The organism is Mesorhizobium sp. M0910, from assembly GCF_040319465.1.
Classification (GTDB): Bacteria; Pseudomonadota; Alphaproteobacteria; order Rhizobiales; family Rhizobiaceae; genus Mesorhizobium.
On record NZ_JAMYNZ010000008.1, the window covers coordinates 260,679 to 279,854 of the forward strand.

General features: G+C 61.6%; 18 protein-coding genes and 1 tRNA gene. 8 read left to right on the forward strand and 11 right to left on the reverse strand.

Annotation, left to right across the window (positions count from 1 at the left end):
- Nucleotides 1-47 precede the first annotated feature (47 nt).
- Together NKH78_RS21825 and rnd are read left to right on the forward strand one after the other, a co-directional pair.
- The gene (locus tag NKH78_RS21825; protein WP_352689404.1) at nt 48-1,295 is read left to right on the forward strand and encodes an MFS transporter; all 1,248 of its coding nucleotides are present in this window, start codon (nt 48-50) and stop codon (nt 1,293-1,295) included.
- 73 nt (nt 1,296-1,368) lie between these two features.
- A complete protein-coding gene (rnd, locus tag NKH78_RS21830) occupies nt 1,369-2,520 on the forward strand; it encodes a ribonuclease D (protein WP_352506534.1) in 1,152 nt (383 codons plus the stop codon).
- Nucleotides 2,521-2,532: 12 nt separating this feature from the next.
- Here rnd and NKH78_RS21835 read toward each other — a convergent pair whose 3' ends face one another.
- The 3 genes from NKH78_RS21835 to guaB are packed head-to-tail and all read right to left on the reverse strand — an operon-like array spanning nt 2,533 to nt 5,054.
- Entirely contained in the window at nt 2,533-2,952 is a 420-nt protein-coding gene (locus tag NKH78_RS21835; protein WP_352738262.1) for an MAPEG family protein, read from the reverse strand.
- A 28-nt stretch (nt 2,953-2,980) separates the two neighbouring features.
- Complete coding sequence (locus NKH78_RS21840; protein WP_352738260.1) at nt 2,981-3,520, reverse strand: hypothetical protein; 540 nt, start codon at nt 3,518-3,520, stop codon at nt 2,981-2,983.
- Nucleotides 3,521-3,551: 31 nt separating this feature from the next.
- On the reverse strand, nt 3,552-5,054 hold the full coding sequence (guaB, locus tag NKH78_RS21845; protein WP_352458563.1) for an IMP dehydrogenase: 1,503 nt from the start codon (nt 5,052-5,054) through the stop codon (nt 3,552-3,554).
- A 295-nt stretch (nt 5,055-5,349) separates the two neighbouring features.
- Between guaB and NKH78_RS21850 the strand changes: the two genes are divergently transcribed.
- Nucleotides 5,350-6,771, forward strand: a complete 1,422-nt coding sequence (locus NKH78_RS21850) for an MFS transporter (protein WP_352778005.1) — start codon at nt 5,350-5,352, stop codon at nt 6,769-6,771.
- A 213-nt stretch (nt 6,772-6,984) separates the two neighbouring features.
- Here NKH78_RS21850 and NKH78_RS21855 read toward each other — a convergent pair whose 3' ends face one another.
- On the reverse strand, nt 6,985-7,695 hold the full coding sequence (locus tag NKH78_RS21855; protein WP_254817516.1) for an RlmE family RNA methyltransferase: 711 nt from the start codon (nt 7,693-7,695) through the stop codon (nt 6,985-6,987).
- Between the two features lie 58 nt (nt 7,696-7,753).
- Nucleotides 7,754-9,184 (reverse strand): Ppx/GppA phosphatase family protein, encoded by a 1,431-nt coding sequence (locus tag NKH78_RS21860; protein WP_352738256.1) that lies wholly within the window; start codon nt 9,182-9,184, stop codon nt 7,754-7,756.
- Nucleotides 9,185-9,511: 327 nt separating this feature from the next.
- Here NKH78_RS21860 and NKH78_RS21865 point away from each other — a divergent pair, with 327 nt between their 5' ends.
- Both NKH78_RS21865 and NKH78_RS21870 read left to right on the forward strand, forming a co-directional pair.
- Nucleotides 9,512-10,444 (forward strand): lysylphosphatidylglycerol synthase domain-containing protein, encoded by a 933-nt coding sequence (locus NKH78_RS21865; RefSeq protein WP_352703382.1) that lies wholly within the window; start codon nt 9,512-9,514, stop codon nt 10,442-10,444.
- A 110-nt stretch (nt 10,445-10,554) separates the two neighbouring features.
- Nucleotides 10,555-10,628: transfer RNA gene (locus tag NKH78_RS21870), tRNA-Gln, on the forward strand.
- 464 nt (nt 10,629-11,092) lie between these two features.
- Here NKH78_RS21870 and NKH78_RS21875 read toward each other — a convergent pair.
- A complete protein-coding gene (locus tag NKH78_RS21875) occupies nt 11,093-11,524 on the reverse strand; it encodes a YybH family protein (protein WP_352703176.1) in 432 nt (143 codons plus the stop codon).
- Nucleotides 11,525-12,096: 572 nt separating this feature from the next.
- Here NKH78_RS21875 and NKH78_RS21880 point away from each other — a divergent pair.
- Nucleotides 12,097-12,519 carry a CBS domain-containing protein gene (locus NKH78_RS21880; RefSeq protein WP_352703177.1) on the forward strand — a complete coding sequence of 141 codons (423 nt, stop codon included), beginning with the start codon at nt 12,097-12,099 and terminating at the stop codon, nt 12,517-12,519.
- Nucleotides 12,520-12,779: 260 nt separating this feature from the next.
- Here NKH78_RS21880 and NKH78_RS21885 read toward each other — a convergent pair whose 3' ends face one another.
- The 4 genes from NKH78_RS21885 to NKH78_RS21900 all read right to left on the reverse strand — a co-directional run bounded on the left by NKH78_RS21885 (nt 12,780) and on the right by NKH78_RS21900 (nt 17,281).
- Nucleotides 12,780-13,205, reverse strand: coding sequence for a hypothetical protein (locus NKH78_RS21885; RefSeq protein WP_352703178.1), 426 nt, complete (start codon nt 13,203-13,205; stop codon nt 12,780-12,782).
- A gap of 276 nt (nt 13,206-13,481) precedes the next feature.
- Entirely contained in the window at nt 13,482-15,086 is a 1,605-nt protein-coding gene (locus tag NKH78_RS21890; RefSeq protein ID WP_352703179.1) for a vanadium-dependent haloperoxidase, read from the reverse strand.
- Nucleotides 15,087-15,728: 642 nt separating this feature from the next.
- Nucleotides 15,729-16,388 carry an acyl-homoserine-lactone synthase gene (locus NKH78_RS21895; protein WP_352738252.1) on the reverse strand — a complete coding sequence of 220 codons (660 nt, stop codon included), beginning with the start codon at nt 16,386-16,388 and terminating at the stop codon, nt 15,729-15,731.
- A gap of 170 nt (nt 16,389-16,558) precedes the next feature.
- Nucleotides 16,559-17,281, reverse strand: coding sequence for a LuxR family transcriptional regulator (locus tag NKH78_RS21900; RefSeq protein ID WP_352738250.1), 723 nt, complete (start codon nt 17,279-17,281; stop codon nt 16,559-16,561).
- A 149-nt stretch (nt 17,282-17,430) separates the two neighbouring features.
- On the opposite strand from NKH78_RS21900, the gene NKH78_RS21905 reads away from it, so the two are divergent.
- Nucleotides 17,431-17,727 carry an isochorismatase family protein gene (locus NKH78_RS21905; protein ID WP_352738248.1) on the forward strand — a complete coding sequence of 99 codons (297 nt, stop codon included), beginning with the start codon at nt 17,431-17,433 and terminating at the stop codon, nt 17,725-17,727.
- 1 nt (nt 17,728) lies between these two features.
- On the forward strand, nt 17,729-18,034 hold the full coding sequence (locus NKH78_RS21910; RefSeq protein WP_352778017.1) for an N-formylglutamate amidohydrolase: 306 nt from the start codon (nt 17,729-17,731) through the stop codon (nt 18,032-18,034).
- Nucleotides 18,035-18,246: 212 nt separating this feature from the next.
- Here NKH78_RS21910 and NKH78_RS21915 read toward each other — a convergent pair whose 3' ends face one another.
- The gene (locus NKH78_RS21915; protein WP_352738246.1) at nt 18,247-18,981 is read right to left on the reverse strand and encodes a hypothetical protein; all 735 of its coding nucleotides are present in this window, start codon (nt 18,979-18,981) and stop codon (nt 18,247-18,249) included.
- Between the last annotated feature and the right edge of the window lie 195 nt (nt 18,982-19,176).

Here is a 19,176-nt window from a genome sequence, read left to right on the forward strand (position 1 = left end):
TGGCGAAGGCGATGGTTCAAGAAGGGATCAACGACAGGCTTTCCTTCATGTCTTCCATCCGCCCGCTGATCCCCCTCCTGATCGCCGCCGGCATCCTGCTCGGCGGCAACGGCCTGCAGAGCACGTTGATTGCGCTGCGTGGTGCGCAGGAGGGTTTTCCCGCTTCGTCGATCGGCTTGATGGGCACGTTCTATTTCGCCGGCTTTTTGCTCGGCTGCCTTGCCGTGACGCGCATCATGAAGTCCGTCGGCCATGTGCGCGCCTTTTCGGCACTGGCGGCGATCGCCTCGGCGGGGACGCTGCTTCTGGTGCTTGTCATCGATCCGGTGATGTGGTGCGCCGTGCGCTTTGCCGGCGGGTTCTGCTTCGCCGGCTTGTTCACAATAATGGAAGCCTGGCTGAATTCCGGCGTCACCAACACCGACCGGGCGCGGGTGCTTGCCATCTACCGGATGGTCGACATCGGCTCGGTGACGGGCGCCCAGTTCCTGATCCCGATCTTCGGCGCCGGCGGCTTTGCCATCTTCGCCATCATGTCGATGATGATCACCGTTTCGCTGGTGCCGGTGTCGCTCGGCGACCGCTCCAATCCGACGCCGCCGGACGACGTCAAGCTCGATTTGGCGCGCGTCTGGCGGATCTCGCCGCTCGGCTGCTTCGGCTGTATCGCCGTCGGCGTCACAAACAGCGCCTTCCGCACCCTGTCGCCGGTCTATGCCGAGCAGATCGGCATGTCGGTCGCCGACGTCGTCACCTTCGTCAGCGTCGGCATTTTCGGCGGCGCTATAATCCAATACCCGCTCGGCTATCTCTCCGACCGCTGGGACCGGCGCTCGGTGCTGCTGATGACGACGTGCTGTGCGATGGTGGCGGCACTGGCCCTGGCATTCGTGGCAGGCGGCAGCCCGTTCCTCAACTTCCTGCTCGTCTTCATCTTCGGCTGCTTCGCCATGCCGCTCTATTCGCTGTCGGCGGCGCATTCCAACGACCGCGCCGACAAGGGCGAGTTCGTGCTGATCAACGCTGCCTTGATGCTGTTTTATTCCTTCGGCGCCATCGGCGGGCCGTTTGCAGCCTCGACGGTGATGCAATTTTTCGGGCCGAGCGCGCTGTTCGTGTTCAGCGCCACCGTCTATGCGATCTTCGTGGCCGTCATCCTTTACCGGATGCAGGCGCGCTCCGCCGTGCCGGCCACCCATCGCAGCCGTTTTACGGCGCTGTTGCGCACGTCTACGGTTTTTGCCCGGTTGGCGAAGCGGAATGCCGATCCCGATGAACCCGCAAAGCCTGGATAGAGGTGCTTGCGCTTGACGAAAGCGCGCGCGGCTGAAATTGAAAGAGACCCTATCCCTTGCCAAAAGCGATTTGATGCACGTCATCACCACTCAGAAAGAACTCGAGACCGTTATTGCCGCTTTCGAAAAGGCGGAATTCGTCACCGTCGATACCGAATTCATTCGCGAAACGACCTTCTGGCCGATCCTGTGCCTGATCCAGATGGCAGCGCCCGGGGTGACGGCGCTGATTGATCCGCTGTCGCCCGACATCGACCTGAAACCGTTCTTCAGGCTGATGGCCAACGAGGCGATCGTCAAAGTCTTCCACGCGGCGCGGCAGGACATCGAAATCATCGTGCATCTCGGCGATCTTGTGCCGCATCCGGTGTTCGACACCCAGGTCGCGGCAATGGTCTGCGGCTTCGGCGACAGCGTTTCCTACGACCAGCTGGTGCAGCGCATCACCGGCGCGCGGCTCGACAAGTCCTCGCGCTTCACCGATTGGCGCCACCGTCCGCTGTCCGAAAAGCAGCTCGACTACGCGCTCGCCGACGTCACCCACCTGATCGAGGTCTACAAGCATCTCAGCGCCGAGCTGGTGCGGGAAAACCGCGCCCACTGGCTGAACGAGGAGATGGACGTGCTAACCTCGCGCGAGACCTACGATCCGCATCCCGAGGATGCCTGGAAGCGGCTCAAGATGCGGCTGCGCAAGCCGCAGGAACTGGCGATCGTGCAGGCGGTGGCCGCCTGGCGCGAACGCGAAGCGCGCGAGCGCGACGTGCCGCGCGGCCGGGTGCTCAAGGACGATGCGATTTATGAAGTGGCGCAGCAGGCGCCGCGCGACGCTGCGGCGCTGAGCAAGCTGCGTACCACGCCGAAGGGCTGGGAGCGCTCGTCGACGGCGACGGCACTGCTAGGCGCGGTAAACGCTGCCCTTGCCCTGCCCAGGGAAGAGATGCCGAAGCTGCCGAAGAGCTTCCAGCCGCCGGAGGGGTCGAGCGCCGCTGCGGAGTTGCTGAAGGTGCTGCTGCGGATCGTCGCCGAAAAGGAGGGCGTCGCATCCAAGGTACTCGCCTCCAGTGACGACATCGACCGCATCGCTGCCGAGGGCGAGGAAGCCGACGTGCCGGCATTGCAAGGCTGGCGGCGTGCCGTCTTCGGCGAGGCCGCGCTCAAGCTGGTGCGCGGCGAACTCGCCATCAGGTTCGACAAGCGCAAGATCGCGGTGTTCGATTTGTAGCCTTGAGCTTGCTCAGACTAAGCCGAGCAGATGCAGCGCCAGCCATATCCAGCCAAGTGCGAGAACGACCGCGCCCAGGTAGAATGCCCTGCTGCGCAGGATTAGCCGATTGCTGGTCAAGTGGACCGATGCGTGAAGATAGCGGGAGACGACAAAGATCCACATCAGTGCCAAAGTCAGATAATTGACGCCATTGGTCACGTGCAGCGTCAAGCATAAGACGTAGAAAAGCACCGGCAGTTCGAACTGGTTGCTCAGATGGTTGGCGACGGTGATACTGGACCCAGGCTCCGTCGAGCGCGTCTTGAACTGGCGGGTCTTGGCTTCGCCCGATCTGACCGCGCCATGGCGGCGCCGGCCCATTACGACATAGACGATATAGACCAGCAGCACCTGCGCCAGCATCGGCCAGAAGATCGCGGTCTGGTTCAAGACGCCCCCTGTCGTTGTCACCCAGCCTTCAAGGCCGTTTCTGAGCCATCAGAATGAAAGCCGCAATGACGGTCACTGGTATCGCCAGCAGGGCGAATTTGGTGACGATCAGCGCCGAGGCGAAGGATAGCGAATCCGGATTGGCCGACAGAAAATCGGACAAAAGACGAGCCACGGCGATGTTCTGGGCATAGTCGGCAAGCGTGTACGGCAGCACCAGCACAGCTGCAAATGCCGCCTGCGTTTGCGCAGGCAGTGCATGGAAATTCTTCAGCCGCCGGCCCGTGGCCAGGATCAGGCTGACCATCGTCAGCGACAGCAGCGCCGGAAACAGCAGGTCGAAGGTCAGGTAATGCCAGACGAGGATAATCTCGCTGCCGCGCCGGCCGAGAGCCGTTAGCCAGGCCATGCCCTCATCCGGAGTGAAACCGGCATAGCGCATGTCGAGCGACGGCAGACCGCCGCTCAATCGGCGAAAATAGAGGAACTCCATCGCCGTCATGATGATGAAAACCGCCACTGTGGCGACACAGAGTGCGGCCGCGTGGCGCGACAGCCGCAGGATCATTGCCGCCAGATTGCGCCAAGACGCATGACGGTCAGGCTCCGCCAGGATAATTCGGGCTTTCGCGGGTAATCGTGACGTCATGGGCGTGGCTTTCACGAAGTCCGGCATTGGATATCCGCACAAAAGTGGCGCGCTCGCGGAAATCGGCAAGGTCGCGGCCACCGACATAACCCATAGCGGCTTTCAGGCCGCCTGCAAGCTGGTGCAGCACGCCAGACACAGGTCCTTTGTACGGCACCTGCCCTTCGATGCCTTCCGGGACCAGTTTCAGCGTGTCGCGCACCTCGGCCTGGAAATAACGATCGGCGGAGCCGCGCGCCATCGCGCCGACCGAACCCATGCCGCGATAGGCTTTGAAGGAGCGGCCCTGATGCAGATAGACCTCGCCCGGGCTCTCGTCGGTGCCGGCCAGCAGCGAGCCAATCATCGCCGCGCTGGCCCCGGCGGCCAGCGCCTTGGCGAGATCGCCCGAATATTTGATGCCGCCATCGGCAATAACCGAAACGCCCGATTTCTGCGCCGTCTCGACTGCCGACATGATTGCCGAGAGCTGCGGCACGCCGACGCCGGCGACGATGCGGGTGGTGCAGATGGAGCCTGGTCCGATGCCGACCTTGACCGCGTCGGCGCCGGCATCGATCAGCGCCAAGGTGCCTTCCGCGGTGGCGACGTTGCCGGCCAGGATGCGAACCGAGTTGGACAGCTTCTTGGCCCGCGTCACGGCATCCAGAACGCGCTGCGAATGACCGTGCGCGGTGTCGATCACCAGAAGGTCGACGCCGGCGTCGATGAGGCGCTCGGCCCGTTCGAAACCGTCATCGCCGACGCTGGTGGCGGCGGCGGCGCGCAAGCGCCCCTGCGCGTCCTTGGTGGCGTGCGGGTTGAGCTGCGACTTCTCGATGTCCTTGACCGTGATCAGCCCGACGCAATTGCCGTCCCGATCGACCACAACAAGCTTCTCGATGCGGTGCTGATGGAGCAGCCGCTTGGCCTCGTCCTGATCGACGTTCTCCTTGACCGTGATCAGGTTCTCGCGGGTCATCAGCTCATAGACCTTTTGCGCCGGATCGGACGCGAAGCGGACGTCGCGGTTGGTCAGGATGCCGACGAGCCGGCCGACCGTGTGGCCGCCGGTGCCGCCGTTCTCGACCACCGGAATGCCCGAAATGCTGTAGGTGCGCATCAGACCCAGCGCATCGGCAAGCGTCGCCTCGGGACCGATGGTGACCGGGTTGACCACCATGCCGGACTCGAACTTCTTCACCTGCCGCACCTGTTCGGCCTGTTCGGCCGGCGAGAAATTGCGGTGGATGACGCCAATGCCGCCGGCCTGGGCCATGGCGATGGCTAGCCGCGCCTCTGTGACCGTGTCCATGGCGGCCGACAGGATCGGCACGTTGAGGTCGATGTCGCCGGCGATGCGGGTGCGGATGTCGGTCTCGCCGGGCATGACCTCGGAATGACCCGGCTGCAGCAGCACGTCGTCAAAGGTCAGCGCCAATGCGCCGGTGGACGTCTCGATGATTTTTGCCATGGCCAGCCCTCGGAATGCAGGAAAGGCGCTCGCCCTGGATGGACAGCGCCGACTCGTCTTCTTCCCTTTCAGGATTGGCGCTGGCTCGTAACACGTCCCGTGGCCGTTGAAAAGCCGATGGTTGTGTAGTGGCGAAGCTGCATTTTGCCCCAGGGGCTGCGAGACTTGCGGTCGCACAAACGTGACAGCAAATTAATGCGACATCCGGGCCAAGCCATGATAACCGCCCTACCTGTCGGTTTGGCCCCCAGGGCCGGCAAGCAATCGCGACGCACATTTCAAGGCCGGATCCATCGTGAACCGCACCATTCCGCTTATCCTGGCGGTCGCTCTATTCATGGAAAACATGGATTCGACCGTCATTGCGACATCGTTGCCGGCGATCGCCATCGACATCCACACCAGCCCGATCGCGCTCAAGCTGGCGCTGACCGCCTATCTTGTATCGCTGGCGATTTTCATTCCGATCAGCGGCTGGATGGCCGACCGCTTCGGCGCCAAGAATGTCTTCCGTGCCGCGATCGCCGTGTTCATCGTCGGTTCGGTCGCGTGCGCCATTTCCAATTCGCTGCCGGCTTTCGTGGTGTCACGTTTCCTGCAAGGCATTGGCGGCGCCATGATGACGCCGGTCGGACGCCTGGTGCTGGTACGCGCGACGCCGAAAAGCGAGCTCGTCGCCGCCATGTCGTGGCTGACTGTCCCGGCTCTGGTCGGCCCCCTGGTCGGCCCGCCGGTCGGCGGCTTCATCACGACCTATTTCTCCTGGCACTGGATTTTTCTGATCAATGTGCCGATCGGGCTGATCGGCATCTGGCTGGCCACGCGTTTCCTGCCGAAGACCGACGCCGCGCAGACGCCGCCGCTCGATCTCATCGGTTTCGTGCTGAGCGGGCTGGCGGCATCGGGCATCGTGTTCGGCCTGTCGGTGGTCAGCCTGCCGGCTCTGCCGCCAGTTGCCGGCTTTATCACCGTTGCCGTCGGGCTGGCATCGGCGGTGCTTTACCTGCTGCACGCGCGCCGCGCCAAGAATCCGCTGCTGGCGCTCGAGCTGTTTCGCAATCGGGTGTTCCGCTCGTCGGTGCTCGGCGGCGGACTGTTCCGCATCGGCATTGGTGCCGTACCTTTCCTGTTGCCGCTGATGTTCCAGATCGGTTTCGGGCTGACGCCGTTCCAGTCCGGCATGATCACCTTCGTCTCGGCAATCGGCGCCATAGGCATGAAATTCGTCACTGCCCTGATCTTCAGGGTCGCCGGCTTCCGCCGGGTGCTGATTTCAGGCTCGCTCATCGCTGCCGCGTCCATCGCCATCAACGGCCTGTTCACACCCGACACGCCCTATGGGCTGATCCTCGCCATGCTGCTCGCCGGGGGCTTCATCCGGTCGATGTTCTTCACCGGCATCAATGCGCTTGCCTACGCCGAGATTTCGGCCGCCGACACCAGCAAGGCCACGCCGATCACGGCGGTGTTCCAGCAGTTGGCGATCGCACTCGGCGTGGCGCTGGCCGGCGGCATCCTGGAAGTGTCGACCAATATCCATGGCGGCCCGCTGACGCTGAGCGACTTCCACACCGCCTTCTTCATCGTAGCGGCGGTGTCGGCGGCAGCCTCGCTGTCGTTCATGCGGCTGGCGCCGGAGGCCGGCAATGCCATGTCTGGACATGGCCGGTTGACACCGCCGAAGACGCTGGAGCCGGTGAGCCCGCCGGGGAGTTGAGGAGTGGCGCCCTCCACCGCCGGCGGGACGGCACCCCCCCTCTGGCCTGCCGGCCATCTCCCCCTCAAGGAGGGAGATTGGCAGCTTCGGCACTGCACTCACTCTTCACGGTCGAAGGTTTGCGAAGGCCGCGATGACATCCGATCTCCCCCCTTGAGGGGGAGATGTCCGGCAGGACAGAGGGGGGTGCGAAGGATCGCTACAGAGCGACTTTTACGCTGTGCCGTTTCCGCCCTTAAAATCCTTCGCCAGCAAATACAGCTCCACCGATTCGTCGCGTGAGGCCGGCGGCTTGACGTGATGGACCGAGCGGAAATTCCGCTTGAGTCTCGCCAGCAATTCGTTCTCGGCGCCGCCCTGAAACGTCTTGGCGAGGAAATGTCCGCCAGGCTTCAATACCGACAGCGCGAAATCGGCCGCCACCTCGCAAAGATGCATGGTGCGGATGTGGTCGGTCCGTTTGTGGCCGGTGGTCGGTGCGGCCATGTCGGAGAGCACGATGTCGGGCTGGCCGCCCAGCGTCTCGGCCAGCTTTTCGGGTGCCTGCGGATCGAGGAAATCCATCAGCAGCACCGGCGCGCCCGGCACCGCGTCCATTTCCAGGTAATCGATGCCGACGACGTTCGGGTGTTCCGCGGTAGATTTCGTACGTGCGGCGGCGACCTGGCACCAGCCGCCGGGTGCCGCACCAAGGTCGATCACCTTCATGCCGGGCTTGAGCAAATGGTGCTTGTCGTCGATCTCGATCAGCTTGTAGGCCGCGCGCGAACGATAACCGTCGGCCTTCGAGCGCTGGACATAGGGATCGTTGATATGGCGCTGCAGCCAGCGGCGCGACGATTCCTTGAGGCCGCTTTTCTTCTTGATCTTCGTCTTCAGCACGCGAATGCCGGCGGAGCTCGGTCTTTCCGGTTTCTTGGTCATTGCTTGATTACTTGTTTGAGCATGATCTTGTCCGAAAACCGGCAGCCACTTTTCGGGATCATGCTCTGCCTCGCCCGCTGTTGCGCCAGACGCCGTCATCGGCCATCAACTCGCTCAGTATGCCCTCGCGCAGGCCGCGGTCGGCGACGCGCAGCCGTTCGGACGGCCAGACGGCACGGATCGCCTCCAATATGGCGCAGCCGGCCAGAACCAGGTCGGCGCGGTCGGCGCCGATGCAAGGGTTGGCGACGCGCTGCTGGAAATCCCAGCCGACCAGCTTTTCGACCATGCGGTCGACGCTGTCGCGATCCATCCACAACCCGTCGACGCGGCGGCGGTCGTAGCGTTCGAGATCGAGGTGGACGCCGGCAAGCGTCGTCACCGTGCCCGAGGTGCCGAGCAGATGGAATTTCGGGCTGGACAGGAGGTGGCTCAGCCGGTCGCGCCCGTCGAAGGCGCGCAGCCGTATTGCGACATCCTCGACCATGGCGCCAAAGATCTCGCGCGTCACCGTGCGGCCGCCAAAACGCTCGGCCAGCGAGACGACGCCGACCGGCAGCGAGGTCCACGAGACGATGTGGTTGGCGAGCCTTGGCGAGCGTTGGCCGGTGAGGTCGATCAGTGCGATTTCGGACGAGCCGCCGCCGATGTCGAACAGCACGACGCCTTGCGTGTCGCGCTCGACCAGGGAGCCGCAGCCCGACACCGCCAGCCGCGCCTCGGTCTGGCGGTCGATGATCTCGAGCTTCAGGCCGGCCTCGCGCTCGACGCGTTCGAGGAACTCGACGCCGTTGGCGGCGGTGCGGCAGGCCTCGGTGGCGATCAGCCTGGCCTTCCTGACCTTGCGGTTGCGCAATTTGTCGCCGCAGATCTTCAGCGCCTCGACCGCGCGGTCCATTGCAGCCTCGCCGAGCCGGCCATTGGCGGTAAGGCCCTCGCCCAGCCTGACGATGCGCGAGAACGCATCGATGACGCGGAACTGGCCATGGCGCGTCGGCAGCGCGACCAGCAGGCGGCAATTGTTGGTGCCGAGGTCGAGCGCGGCAAACACCGGCAATTCCTGCAGCGGTGGCGGCGTGCGGGCACCTTGCCCCGGCCTTGGCAAGGCTGGAGGCAATTGCGCGATTGAAGCCGATTGCGCGATCGAGGACTGGGGCGCGATCGAAGCCGCTGGCTGGGGCTGGCGAGCGGCCGGGGCCCCGCCGGCGGCGGGCACCGAAGTGCCTGTTATCACCGGACGAGCCTCGTCGCGTGCGAAAACCTTGCGCCCGCGCCGCCGCTTGCGCCGCTTCTTGGGTTTGCCGTTCTGATGCGGGCCGTTCTGACCCTTGTGATCGTGGGACGTGTCGCCAGCCTGTCCATTGCCGGACCGGGGATGCACCTGACGGGCGTAGCGTCCGGCGGCTGGGTTTGCCTGGCCGGATGGCGGCGGCGAACCCCTGGACACGCCCACTTCCGGCGCACCAGCGCCGGCTTCGTGGTCTTCCACTGTCGTTCCTTCCGGCGCCGCGCGAACCGGAGACCGGACGCAGCAGGCGCTTTTACATGTTCAAGTTGCGGCCAGACTATCAGCGCCGGGCCGGATCACCAAGAGTGCAAGGGCCGAATTTTGCCGACGGCATGAAGGCGGCGACGTTGGTGATCCCTTCTCCCCTTCTTGTGGGAGAAGGAAAGACGCCAGCGCCACAGCGCGCCTTCCCGGTTGAATAGCCGGCTTCAATGAGGCATTTCTGAAATGAACCAATCGGGACCGCGGGCGGTTTTCCTGCTGCGAACCGGACAACGGGTACGGGCTGCAACGCATGATCGTCAGGCAATGAACTGGAGCCGCTATTTCTGGCCCGTCATCGGGATCGCCGCGGTGGTGTTCTCGCTGTGGCTGTTGCTGCACGAATTGCGCGGCATCTCGCTCGACGATGTCTGGGACGGCATAGTCGCCATCCCGGCGCGCGGCTGGGTGCTCGCGGCGCTGAGCTCGGTCGTCGCCTATGCCTCGCTCGCCGGCTACGACCACATCGCGCTGCTGCATATCGGCAAGAAAGTGTCGTGGCTGTTCGTCACCTTCTGCTCATTCACCACTTACGCGCTGTCGCACAATATCGGCGGCTCGGTGTTTTCCGGTGCGGTGATCCGCTACCGCGCCTACGGCACCAAGGGCCTGACCGGCCAGGATGTCGGCGTTCTGGTGGCGATCTGCTGGATCACCTTCGTGCTGTCGACGCTGTTCGTCTCAAGCATCGTCCTGCTGCTCGAGCCTGAGGTGATCGACCGGTTTTCCGGCACGCCGCATCACCGGCTGGCGCAGGCGGCCGGCCTTGCCATGCTGCTCGTGGTGGCGGCCTATGTCTTCGGCAGCTGGCTGCATCTGAGGCCGCTGAGGATAGGCAGCTTTCAGCTGCATTATCCGGCGCTGCCGATCGTGGCGCGGCAATTGCTGGTCGGCCCGATCGAACTGCTTGCGGCGGCGGCGGTCATCTTCTTCGCCCTGCCCGCCACAGGCAATCCCGGCTATTTCGTCGTGCTCGGCGTCTTCCTGGTGTCGTTCTCGATCGCGCAGATCTCGCATGCGCCAGGCGGGCTCGGCGTGTTCGAGGTGGTGTTCCTTGCGGGCTTGTCACATATGGACCAGGTCGGCGTACTGGCGGCGCTGCTGGTGTTCCGGCTGTTCTACCTGATCATCCCGCTGCTGATCGCGCTCGGTGTGGTGCTGTTCTTCGAGCACTCGCAATACAGCCGCAGCGAGAATTGAGGCGCTGGAAGACGACGATTGAACCCAGACACAGGGTTGACTATTTTCCGGCGGCGGCTACAAGGGCCGCGCGGCTGCCTGGCGGCCCACCCTGCGCGACAAGCGCCTGCTGGGGAATAGGTTAACGGTAGACCCACGGACTCTGACTCCGTTAGTCCTGGTTCGAATCCAGGTTCCCCAGCCACTTGATTTCACTCACATTCCCGGCTGCTCAGACCCGACCCGCTAGCGTCAGTTGGGCACTTGGTTGGGAATTTTTATTCCCCTCGAGCTTTGCGCTGGCGCTTTTCACCAGCGTCAGATCTCGCACGAGGTAGTGCACACCAAGAGTTGAGCGTACGGAATTACGGTGACAGTGCACTTTTTACCATGTCGCCCCCGCCTCATGATGCACCCTGCCGGCGTTCCCGGTCTGCCGCATCCCCCAGCACCGTACCGGCGAGCCAAAGTGTTTTCACGTCCGAGGTGTTCCACAAGAACTGCTCATCGAGCATTGCCGCGTCGCCGATGTTACGGTTTTTCGATGCACCCGTGGGCCGAGAGCATCGCCGAGGAAATCGGCAAGTGAGAACCCGGAAAACGAGGCACGCGGCGAAAAGAAATTAGAGCACCGTCACCGTAATTCCTAAAACCTCTCCGGCAACCCTTCTACTCCCCGACAACGGACGTCGGCGGGCGTGCCGAGGTTATCGGATCGGCATGACGAAGGACGATCCTCCACGCGCCTTCCTCGCGCCGGAATATGGTGGTGACTCGAAGCGCAATCGGCACCAGTTTGTTGCCACTACCGACCTTGGATTGGAACCGCTCGACCTCGACGATGTATCCCAAATCGGCTGTCGCATACTCCGAGATGCGCTCAAAGCCGATGGCCTTGCCGTGCCGGTAATTGGTGGCGGCCCGTTCCATGGTCTCAGCGGCCTTTCTCCATCCCTTCGCCGGCGGGCCAAAGGGATTGGCAATAATGACGTCGTCCTGTCGCGAGTAGAGGTTTTTTAGGGGCTCAGGATCGCCCTTTACGAAGGCATCCAGAGCCAGATGATCCTGCTCGATGAATTTCGTCAGGTCGGAGGCTAACATCTTAACATCGCCCCATGACTAAAAAGAGAACTCTATCAAGCGCTTCATCCGCCCTTCGCCTAGGCGTTCGCGCTGGTGTCCGGAGTATAGATCAGAATTACGGTGAGTGCACTTTTTACCGTCGCCCCCGGTCGAATGTGCACCTTGCCGGCGTTCCTGGTATGCCGCATCCCCAGCACCGTTCGGGCGAGCCAAAGTGTTTTCACGTCCGACGCGTCCCACAAGAACTGCTCATCGAGTATTGCCGCGTCGCCGATGTCGCGGTTTTCGATGCACCCGTGGGCCGAGAGTATCGCCGAGCAAATCGGCAAAGCCGTGAAACCCGGAAAACGAGGGAGGCGGCAAAAAGAAATTAGTGCATTGTCACCATAATCGCACCGTAATCGCTCGTGGACCGACGCGACCTGCGGCAGGTGATCCTGGCACGAAGAGCCGGGACATGATCGGCTGGAGATGGACGCATGACAACCACCGCAAAATGCGGGTCTGGATGATGGCCTCTGGCAGCCAAACCCCGTCCGCGTTAGAATGGGACAGGGAGACATTCACCAACCCAGCAAGGGAGGTCCGCCATGAAAGTCAAAGACGCAATGCATAAGGGTGTCGACTGGGTCAGCCCCGAAACCGCTGTCACCGAACTGGCGAAAATGATGCGAGCCCAGGATATCGGATCGATTCCCATCGGAGAGAACGACCGACTGATCGGAATGGTGACCGACCGCGATATCGTCTGCAAAGGACTGGCGGAGGATGGTTTCGACGGCCGCACCGCAACGGCGCGCGATGTCATGACGGCCGGCATTCACTGCTGCCGCGAAGACGACGATCTGGCCAAGGCCGTACGGCACATGGAGGAACTGAAAATCCGCAGGTTGCCCGTGATCAACAAGAATATGCGAATGGTCGGCATCCTTAGCGTCGGCGACGTCAGTCAGTCTGCACCGAAGGAAATGGTGTCCGAATACGTCAAGAGCGTTTCCGCCCACCACCACTGAAGGGCGGCTCGCCCGTGCGCTAAGGCCTCAGTCTGCCGCCGCGCTGGCCACAGCGCGCCGGCAGAAATGTCCGGTCATCGAGGCCGACGCCGACACTTCAAGCTACAACTCTAGACAGCACTGCCGAGAAAGAGCGCCGCGACAAAATGGCGGCGTCCATAAAGCAGTCGCCCTGACCTTAATCGCAGCCGTGGCGCACCGGAAAAGCCCGCCGGCCGAAGCCGGCTGGAGCGTCTGCAGTCGCCAGAGTGTGGGTAACTTCATGCAGCCTTCAGGTTAATCACCCGCATCACTGCGACCGCTGTTCCGTTGTTCGTAGCAGCCTCCTTCGTGCTACCCTTGCCGCAACTCCAAACGTCACCCTCTTTGGCCGTGAACTGCATGTCTCCGGCCGTGACCTGCAGCTCGCCTTCAGTGACCGTGCAGACCATATCGTCGGCCATGACATCCCCGAGCGGGCTAGTTGCCTTTGGCTGGTAGACGACGTCTTCCATGGCAATTTTCTTGTACCCCTTGATATGGGAGTCTCGTGTTCCCAGTTCAACGAGCCGAACGCCGGGAAAAATCTCTTTGCCATCAGTCGGACCGTAGGTCTTGGCCGCTACCGGAGTCGGCAATGCAACCAATAGCGGGGTTGACAACGAGGTGGCACCAAGGGCGAGAGCATTACGTCGATTCATCTTCATAACATCCTCCCTGAGTTAGTCCGCCCGACCGGGCGGACCTGATATTTTACGCGCCCGTGCAGGCAAATAGTCAAAACACAATTGGGCAAGCCAACGCCTGGCCTGCGCGCGTTCTGGCGTGCCGCTGTCCTACACCGCCGAAGTGCTTCGCGCGTCTTGGCGGCTCGCTGCGGCTGGCTGCGCATGGCCTGCCTGCCACACCTCTTGACTGTCCGAGCGGGTTAGGCTTCTGCTTGCTTTGTTCGGGCGCGCTGAAGCCGCTCGATGAGACAGAGGCTAGACCTCTGCAAAACCATTCTGGAATGCCCAGTTGCCCACTTTGTTACCAAGCTGGATGCCGTCCTCGCCATCCTGCCGCCAATGAACACCCAACCACACACGGCTGAAGGCATTTTCAAACTCGGCATCCTGCAAAGCCACGAACGAAAGCGGCAAATATCGCCGGGGTTTTGCGTCATTGACCCCTTTGTGCTTGCCGTTGAACTCATCTGACACGAGCACGAAGGGAGTATCGTCGCCGGTGTCCTTGAAAATCATCCGCAAAACCTGGAACAGCGCTCCCCCGAAAGTTGCATGGCCGGACGGGTACGCGGGGAAAGGAGGGGTAAAGTTGGCCTTCTTCGAATCCGTATTGGGCGATCCCAGCGGTTCCCACGTCGGGTCCGGCACATTGGATGCATCCCCCTTTGCATCCCCTTCCACTCCTGGCCAGCGAATGCCAGTTACTGGGCGCCAGTAGCGATGCGTGAATTTGGAATCCCAAGCCGCAATCGCTGCATCGGCCATTGCTGTGTTGCAAAGAGCCAATATCCTAGCCAATTCTGCGGGATCGGATATTTTTTTATCAGTGGTAATAGTCCTCACCAGCTGATTGTATAGACGTGGGGGCGCGCAGAGATTTGGCGTCCCGTCATAGCCCCAGAAGATTGCGCGGAACGTCTCACCCTTCTTTCGCGAGGTGTCCATCGGATAGACGCCCTTCCTTCCGATGTCCTTTACCTCGTCGAACGCCGCAATATACCGCGCATCGTTGAGTTTGGGCGGATCAGGGAGCCGGAACTGATCGCCTTTCATCAGCAAGAACGGTGTCACGTCTTTCCATTTAGCGCCGAGTGCCGTCTCAATCTTGCTGACAGGATCAATCGACCATTTTAGGGGCCCATTGTCTGGTGGCAGATCGGCGAATTTGATCTCTTGGTGGTTTGTCCCGTCATCCTTTCGTTTCTCGATGATGGATTTCGCCGCCGCCTGACCGATCTTGCGTCCAGCCCCAATGTCGATCTTGTCGCCCGTCGGTGATGTACCGGACATGCGGGCAATATCTCTGTCCAGGACACTGCGAACATCAGCTGCCTTGAACGGGTACAGGTGGGCAAGGGCATCATGCATAGCCTGGGCGATCGCACCGTCCAACGATGCGTCCGCAGGCGCTGATGGCGCGCTGCTGAAGCCGGTATAGCTCTGATATTTCTTCGAATTTGCGCTCTTGGGGAACGCATTGATTGCCTCAAAGACGGCTATCTGAGCAACCGCCATTGCGTATGAGGACCGATGCGGACCAAGCTGCTCACCAAACCGGCGCGGGTCCGGTGCGCTCGAGCCGCCGCCGTCCAATTGGTCCGCGGCCGGGGTATGGTCGATCGCGGATATATTGAGCCCTACGTTGTTCCAGTAGTAGACCCGGTCAAGAGGCCCCTCCGGGAGAATCTCGGTATCGGTGATTGCAAAAAGATGGCGTCGCATCTCGTCCTGCGTTGCCAACAGATCTTCGAATTCCCTCCGGCTCGCATCATCAAGGTGTGTTTCCTGTCCATAGGCACTTGCGGCTACGGTAGTAAATCCCGCTGCCGGGAGCACTTTAATAAACGTACGACGGTCCATATTTCCCCTCCCTGGATAGCTAACCTGCGTTCCCGGTCTGCCGCATCCCCCAGCACCGTACGGGCGAGCCAAAGTGTTTTCACGCCCGAAGACCATCCACAAAAACTGCTCATCGAGGATCGACGCCCGCCGATGTCGCGGTTTTCGATGCACCCGTGTGCCGAGAGCATAGCCGGGCAAATCGGCAAGCGGCGAAACCCCGAAAACGAGGCAGGCAAGCGGCGAAAAGATAGTGCACCGTCACCATAATCCGGCCGAGGGTCGGTGCGTCATCGACACAGGCGCCCGGCGTGAGCCTGGCTATTTGCACTCGCTGCATGAACAGCTGCCTCCAGAGGAGCTACAGCTGCAACTCTTTCCAGACTCACAAGCTCTCTCACAGCCAGTTCCGGACGAACATTGCGGCTGGAAATCGCCACTTTTCCCTCCCGTTCTCAACTTATCCCACTCGACTTCTAACTTTCCCATAAGATCCACCATCTCCTGCGTAGGTTGAGATGTTTGAGCGTGACTGGGACCGGACATTAGGAGCGAGGATATTACAATGAGAAAAATCGATATCAATTTCATCTTGCATTCCTCCCAATGGTAAACGTCGAGATGTATTTTTCTAAGACCCAACCGCGCGACACGGCGACCGCTCTAGGCTGATGCGCGCCACAGGACTTTGTTGCTTTCGACAAACGGCGTCTGCATCCCCCGCCGAGCCAGCAGCGAATAGTCAATCCCCAGTATCTTCCGGACGCTCGCCAGTGCCGCCTCGTTCACTTCGATATACGCGACGATGTACCATTCGCCGTTTTCTTCCCTGGCCATGCCCATCGGCTCGGCGCGCCACTTCAGCGCGCCGTGGTGCGGCATGAAGTAGGTTTCCTGGACGCCGCCGACGGCGCTGAGGCCCTCGTCGAGAGCGTATTCCATCACCGCGCAGCACAGCTGCGTCAGCGTGCCCCTCAGTCCGGCAGTTCGTTTGTCGGGAACGACGAAGGTGCGCGTCCATTCGGCCCAATCGGGGCGCCTCGGGACGCCCGACTTTTCGCACATGTGAGAAAAAACCTCCGAAACCATGTGCGGCTCGCTCGTTGGGATCAATCGAGCCGAGGTCACCACGCGACCATCTTCAATACCAAGCAGGTAAGTCGCCGCGTCGGTATCGAATTGGTCTAGCTCGCGACCGTCCGGGCTTGGAGGGCGCCAATGTTTCTGGTGCACGAAGAAGTCGTGCCGCCGGCGCAGAAATTCGTCGAATTCGTTTTCGTAAAGATGCTTGTTGTGCGCATTGACTACGTGGGCCGTTATCATGGCGCGATCCCCCGATCGTTCTCAAAGGGATACTCGCAGTCGCGCTAATATACGTCACCTGTCCGATGGGACAGTTGACGCGGCTAGTAGCAGGACGGTCGTCCTGCTCTAGCTCTTTGTTTCTTCGCATGATCTTATCCGAAAAGTCTGCAACTTTTCGGGATCATGCTCTAGGGGTGGATCAGGCGCCGGCGCACCGCCTCGACGACCGCTTGCGTGGTTGTTGCGACGCCAAAAGCCTCGCGAGCCCGCGTCGAGTGCCATTTGACCGTACGCTCGGTCAGGCCGAGAATCTGTGAGGTTTCCGACGAGGTCTTGCCGGCCGCGGCCCACAAGAGCACCTCTTTTTCCCGATCGGTCAGCAGGCCTTCATCGTCATCATCGTCATTCGCCAAGGCCTGGATCGACATGCCGGCATAGACCGCCATGGTCACCAGTTGGACTTGATGGCGCGGCGACAGGGTGCAGGACTTCGCAGAAGACGCAAACGACAGCACCGATTGCCAATGGTGAATGCTGAGCATCGGCACGGCGAAGCCGCTACAGATGCCGAACTCCGTCGCCTCGCCGGCGACGCGTCGGGAACCTTCCGTATCCGACCACTTTGCCGGAACTTCGGACCAAAGGAACGGCTTCAGGGTTTTTGCCGAGTAGATGCAAACACCATCGACGGCGGCGTGCTCGGCCTCGACATAGCGTTCGAACCAGCCGGCCGGCCAGCCATTCAGTTCAACCATCGGCGCAAGTTTCTGACCGCTGAGGGGCACACCGCTCAGGATAAGGTGCTCGAAACCGAGATTCCTCACGGTATCAAGAAGGTCGCTCAGCAGCGGCCCGGTAGCTGTGTGTTTCCTGCAGCGTTCGACAAAGTCGAACACGTCTGAATCGATCATGACAGAGACCCCCGTCTCCACGCCCGAAAACAAAGTTTAACTCAAATTAGCGACTTCGAATACTCCCAATAAGTGTGTCCGCCACGCAGGACGCGCGGACCAAAATCAGCTAAATCAGCCGGATTGTGATCAGCAACACAGGACCAAGCATGACGCCATCACTGCCGAAACGAAACGAGCCGTTCCGGGCCGGCGAAACCGCGCTGTTGCTGGTCGACATGCAACGTGTCTGGCTCGAGCCCGGCGCCGATCCGGCGCATCCGGAGCGCGGTCCCGACCACTACTTCTACCGGCAGACGGCGTCGCAGACGATCCCCAACCAGGAGCGCCTGCTGGCGGCGGCGCGGGCCAATGGCGTCGAGGTGATCCACACCATCATCCAGAGCCTGACCAAGACGGCCGCTTGGTTCCAGCGGCAGCATTCCGGCGCTGTCGGAGGACATTGAAATCCCCCGTAATATCGCCCTCGACCCGGCGGAACGGAACCGGCGCGCCGAGATCATGTTCGCACCGTTTCATGACCGCGTGGCCGCTCATCTCGACGACCGGGCGAAGCAGGGCAGAGCGACGCGGATCGCGACGATCCACTCCTTCACGCCGGACTTTCTCCGCATTGCGCGGCCTTGGCACGCCGGCGTGCTTTACGACCAGGCAATCGAGTTCGGCCAGACAGCGCTTGCCGGCCTGCGCGCCGACATTGAGCTCAATGTCGCGGCAAACGAGCCCTACGTGATCAGCCGCGACGGCGACTAGGCCATACCGGTCCATGGCGACGATCGCTGCATTCCGGCTGTCCTCATCGAGATCAGGCGAACTGCTGGCGAGCCGCACTAGCATCGAAGAATGGGCGCACCGCCTGGCCGCAGCGTTGCCGGCGCAGCAGACAAAGGCCTTGTGACCAAGCTCGGCTGCTCGAGCGCAACGCGAGAGCCGAGCCGTCGGTGAAAAGCCGGAGCGAACGATCGCTACGAGAAGATTTGCGACAGTTCTTCGACGCTGGTGCCTTCCTTGACCTGACGCAGCTCGACATAGCTGACCGCCGTGGCCACCGACAGCACCATCGACAGTACGGTCGACACCAAGGCTGCCAACACATCTGCAATGATCCCGCCAAACATGACGATGACTGCCAGCATCACCCACTGGATGACCATCGCGATGACCATCAGGATCAGGAAGAGGCCAAATAGCGGCCAGCGGTTGCCCTTGGTCAGCACACGGCTGCGCGACATCGAACCGAACACGCCAAGCCGCTCCTGAATCAGAACCGGCACTGCCACGCACCATCCGAGCCATAAGATGATGCCGGGAACCAGCAAGGCTATCGACGCCAGGCCCACACCCAGGCCGACGAGCAGGCCAATACCAAGGGTCGGCAGCAAATTGCGGATGGCTATCTGAATGCAGTCGCCAAACGTCGGCCGCTTGCCATTCAAGTCCTCGATCGTCGCCCGGACCAGCGCCGACTGGAGCAGCAGCGCGAAAACGAACGATAGCAATCCCGTAATAACCGTAATCCATGAATTCTGAAACATCGTCGACGGATCGGCCGCGGCGCCGGGGTCGCCCTGCAGAACCGCATCTATTTGCGGTTGGCCCCACAGCCGAAGAATAATCGCCGGCAAGCCTGAAAACAGCAGCGCGAGCCCAACGCACAAGCCGATGTTGCGGCCGATTACGGCGAAGCTGTTGTTGAACACCCTGCCGATCTCGAATTTCTCAGGCCGTTCCAGTGTCGTTGAAGCCATGATTTCCCCCCGTGTTTCGCCGTAACAGTATCACGGCGCCCTAACAGTAATTCTGCCAAGATTGACGGTCGCCGTCCAGCCCACTTGCAATTCTTGTGCTGCATTGTCAGTGTCGGCTGGGAACCACAGGTTGCAGGGGAGCGGGTG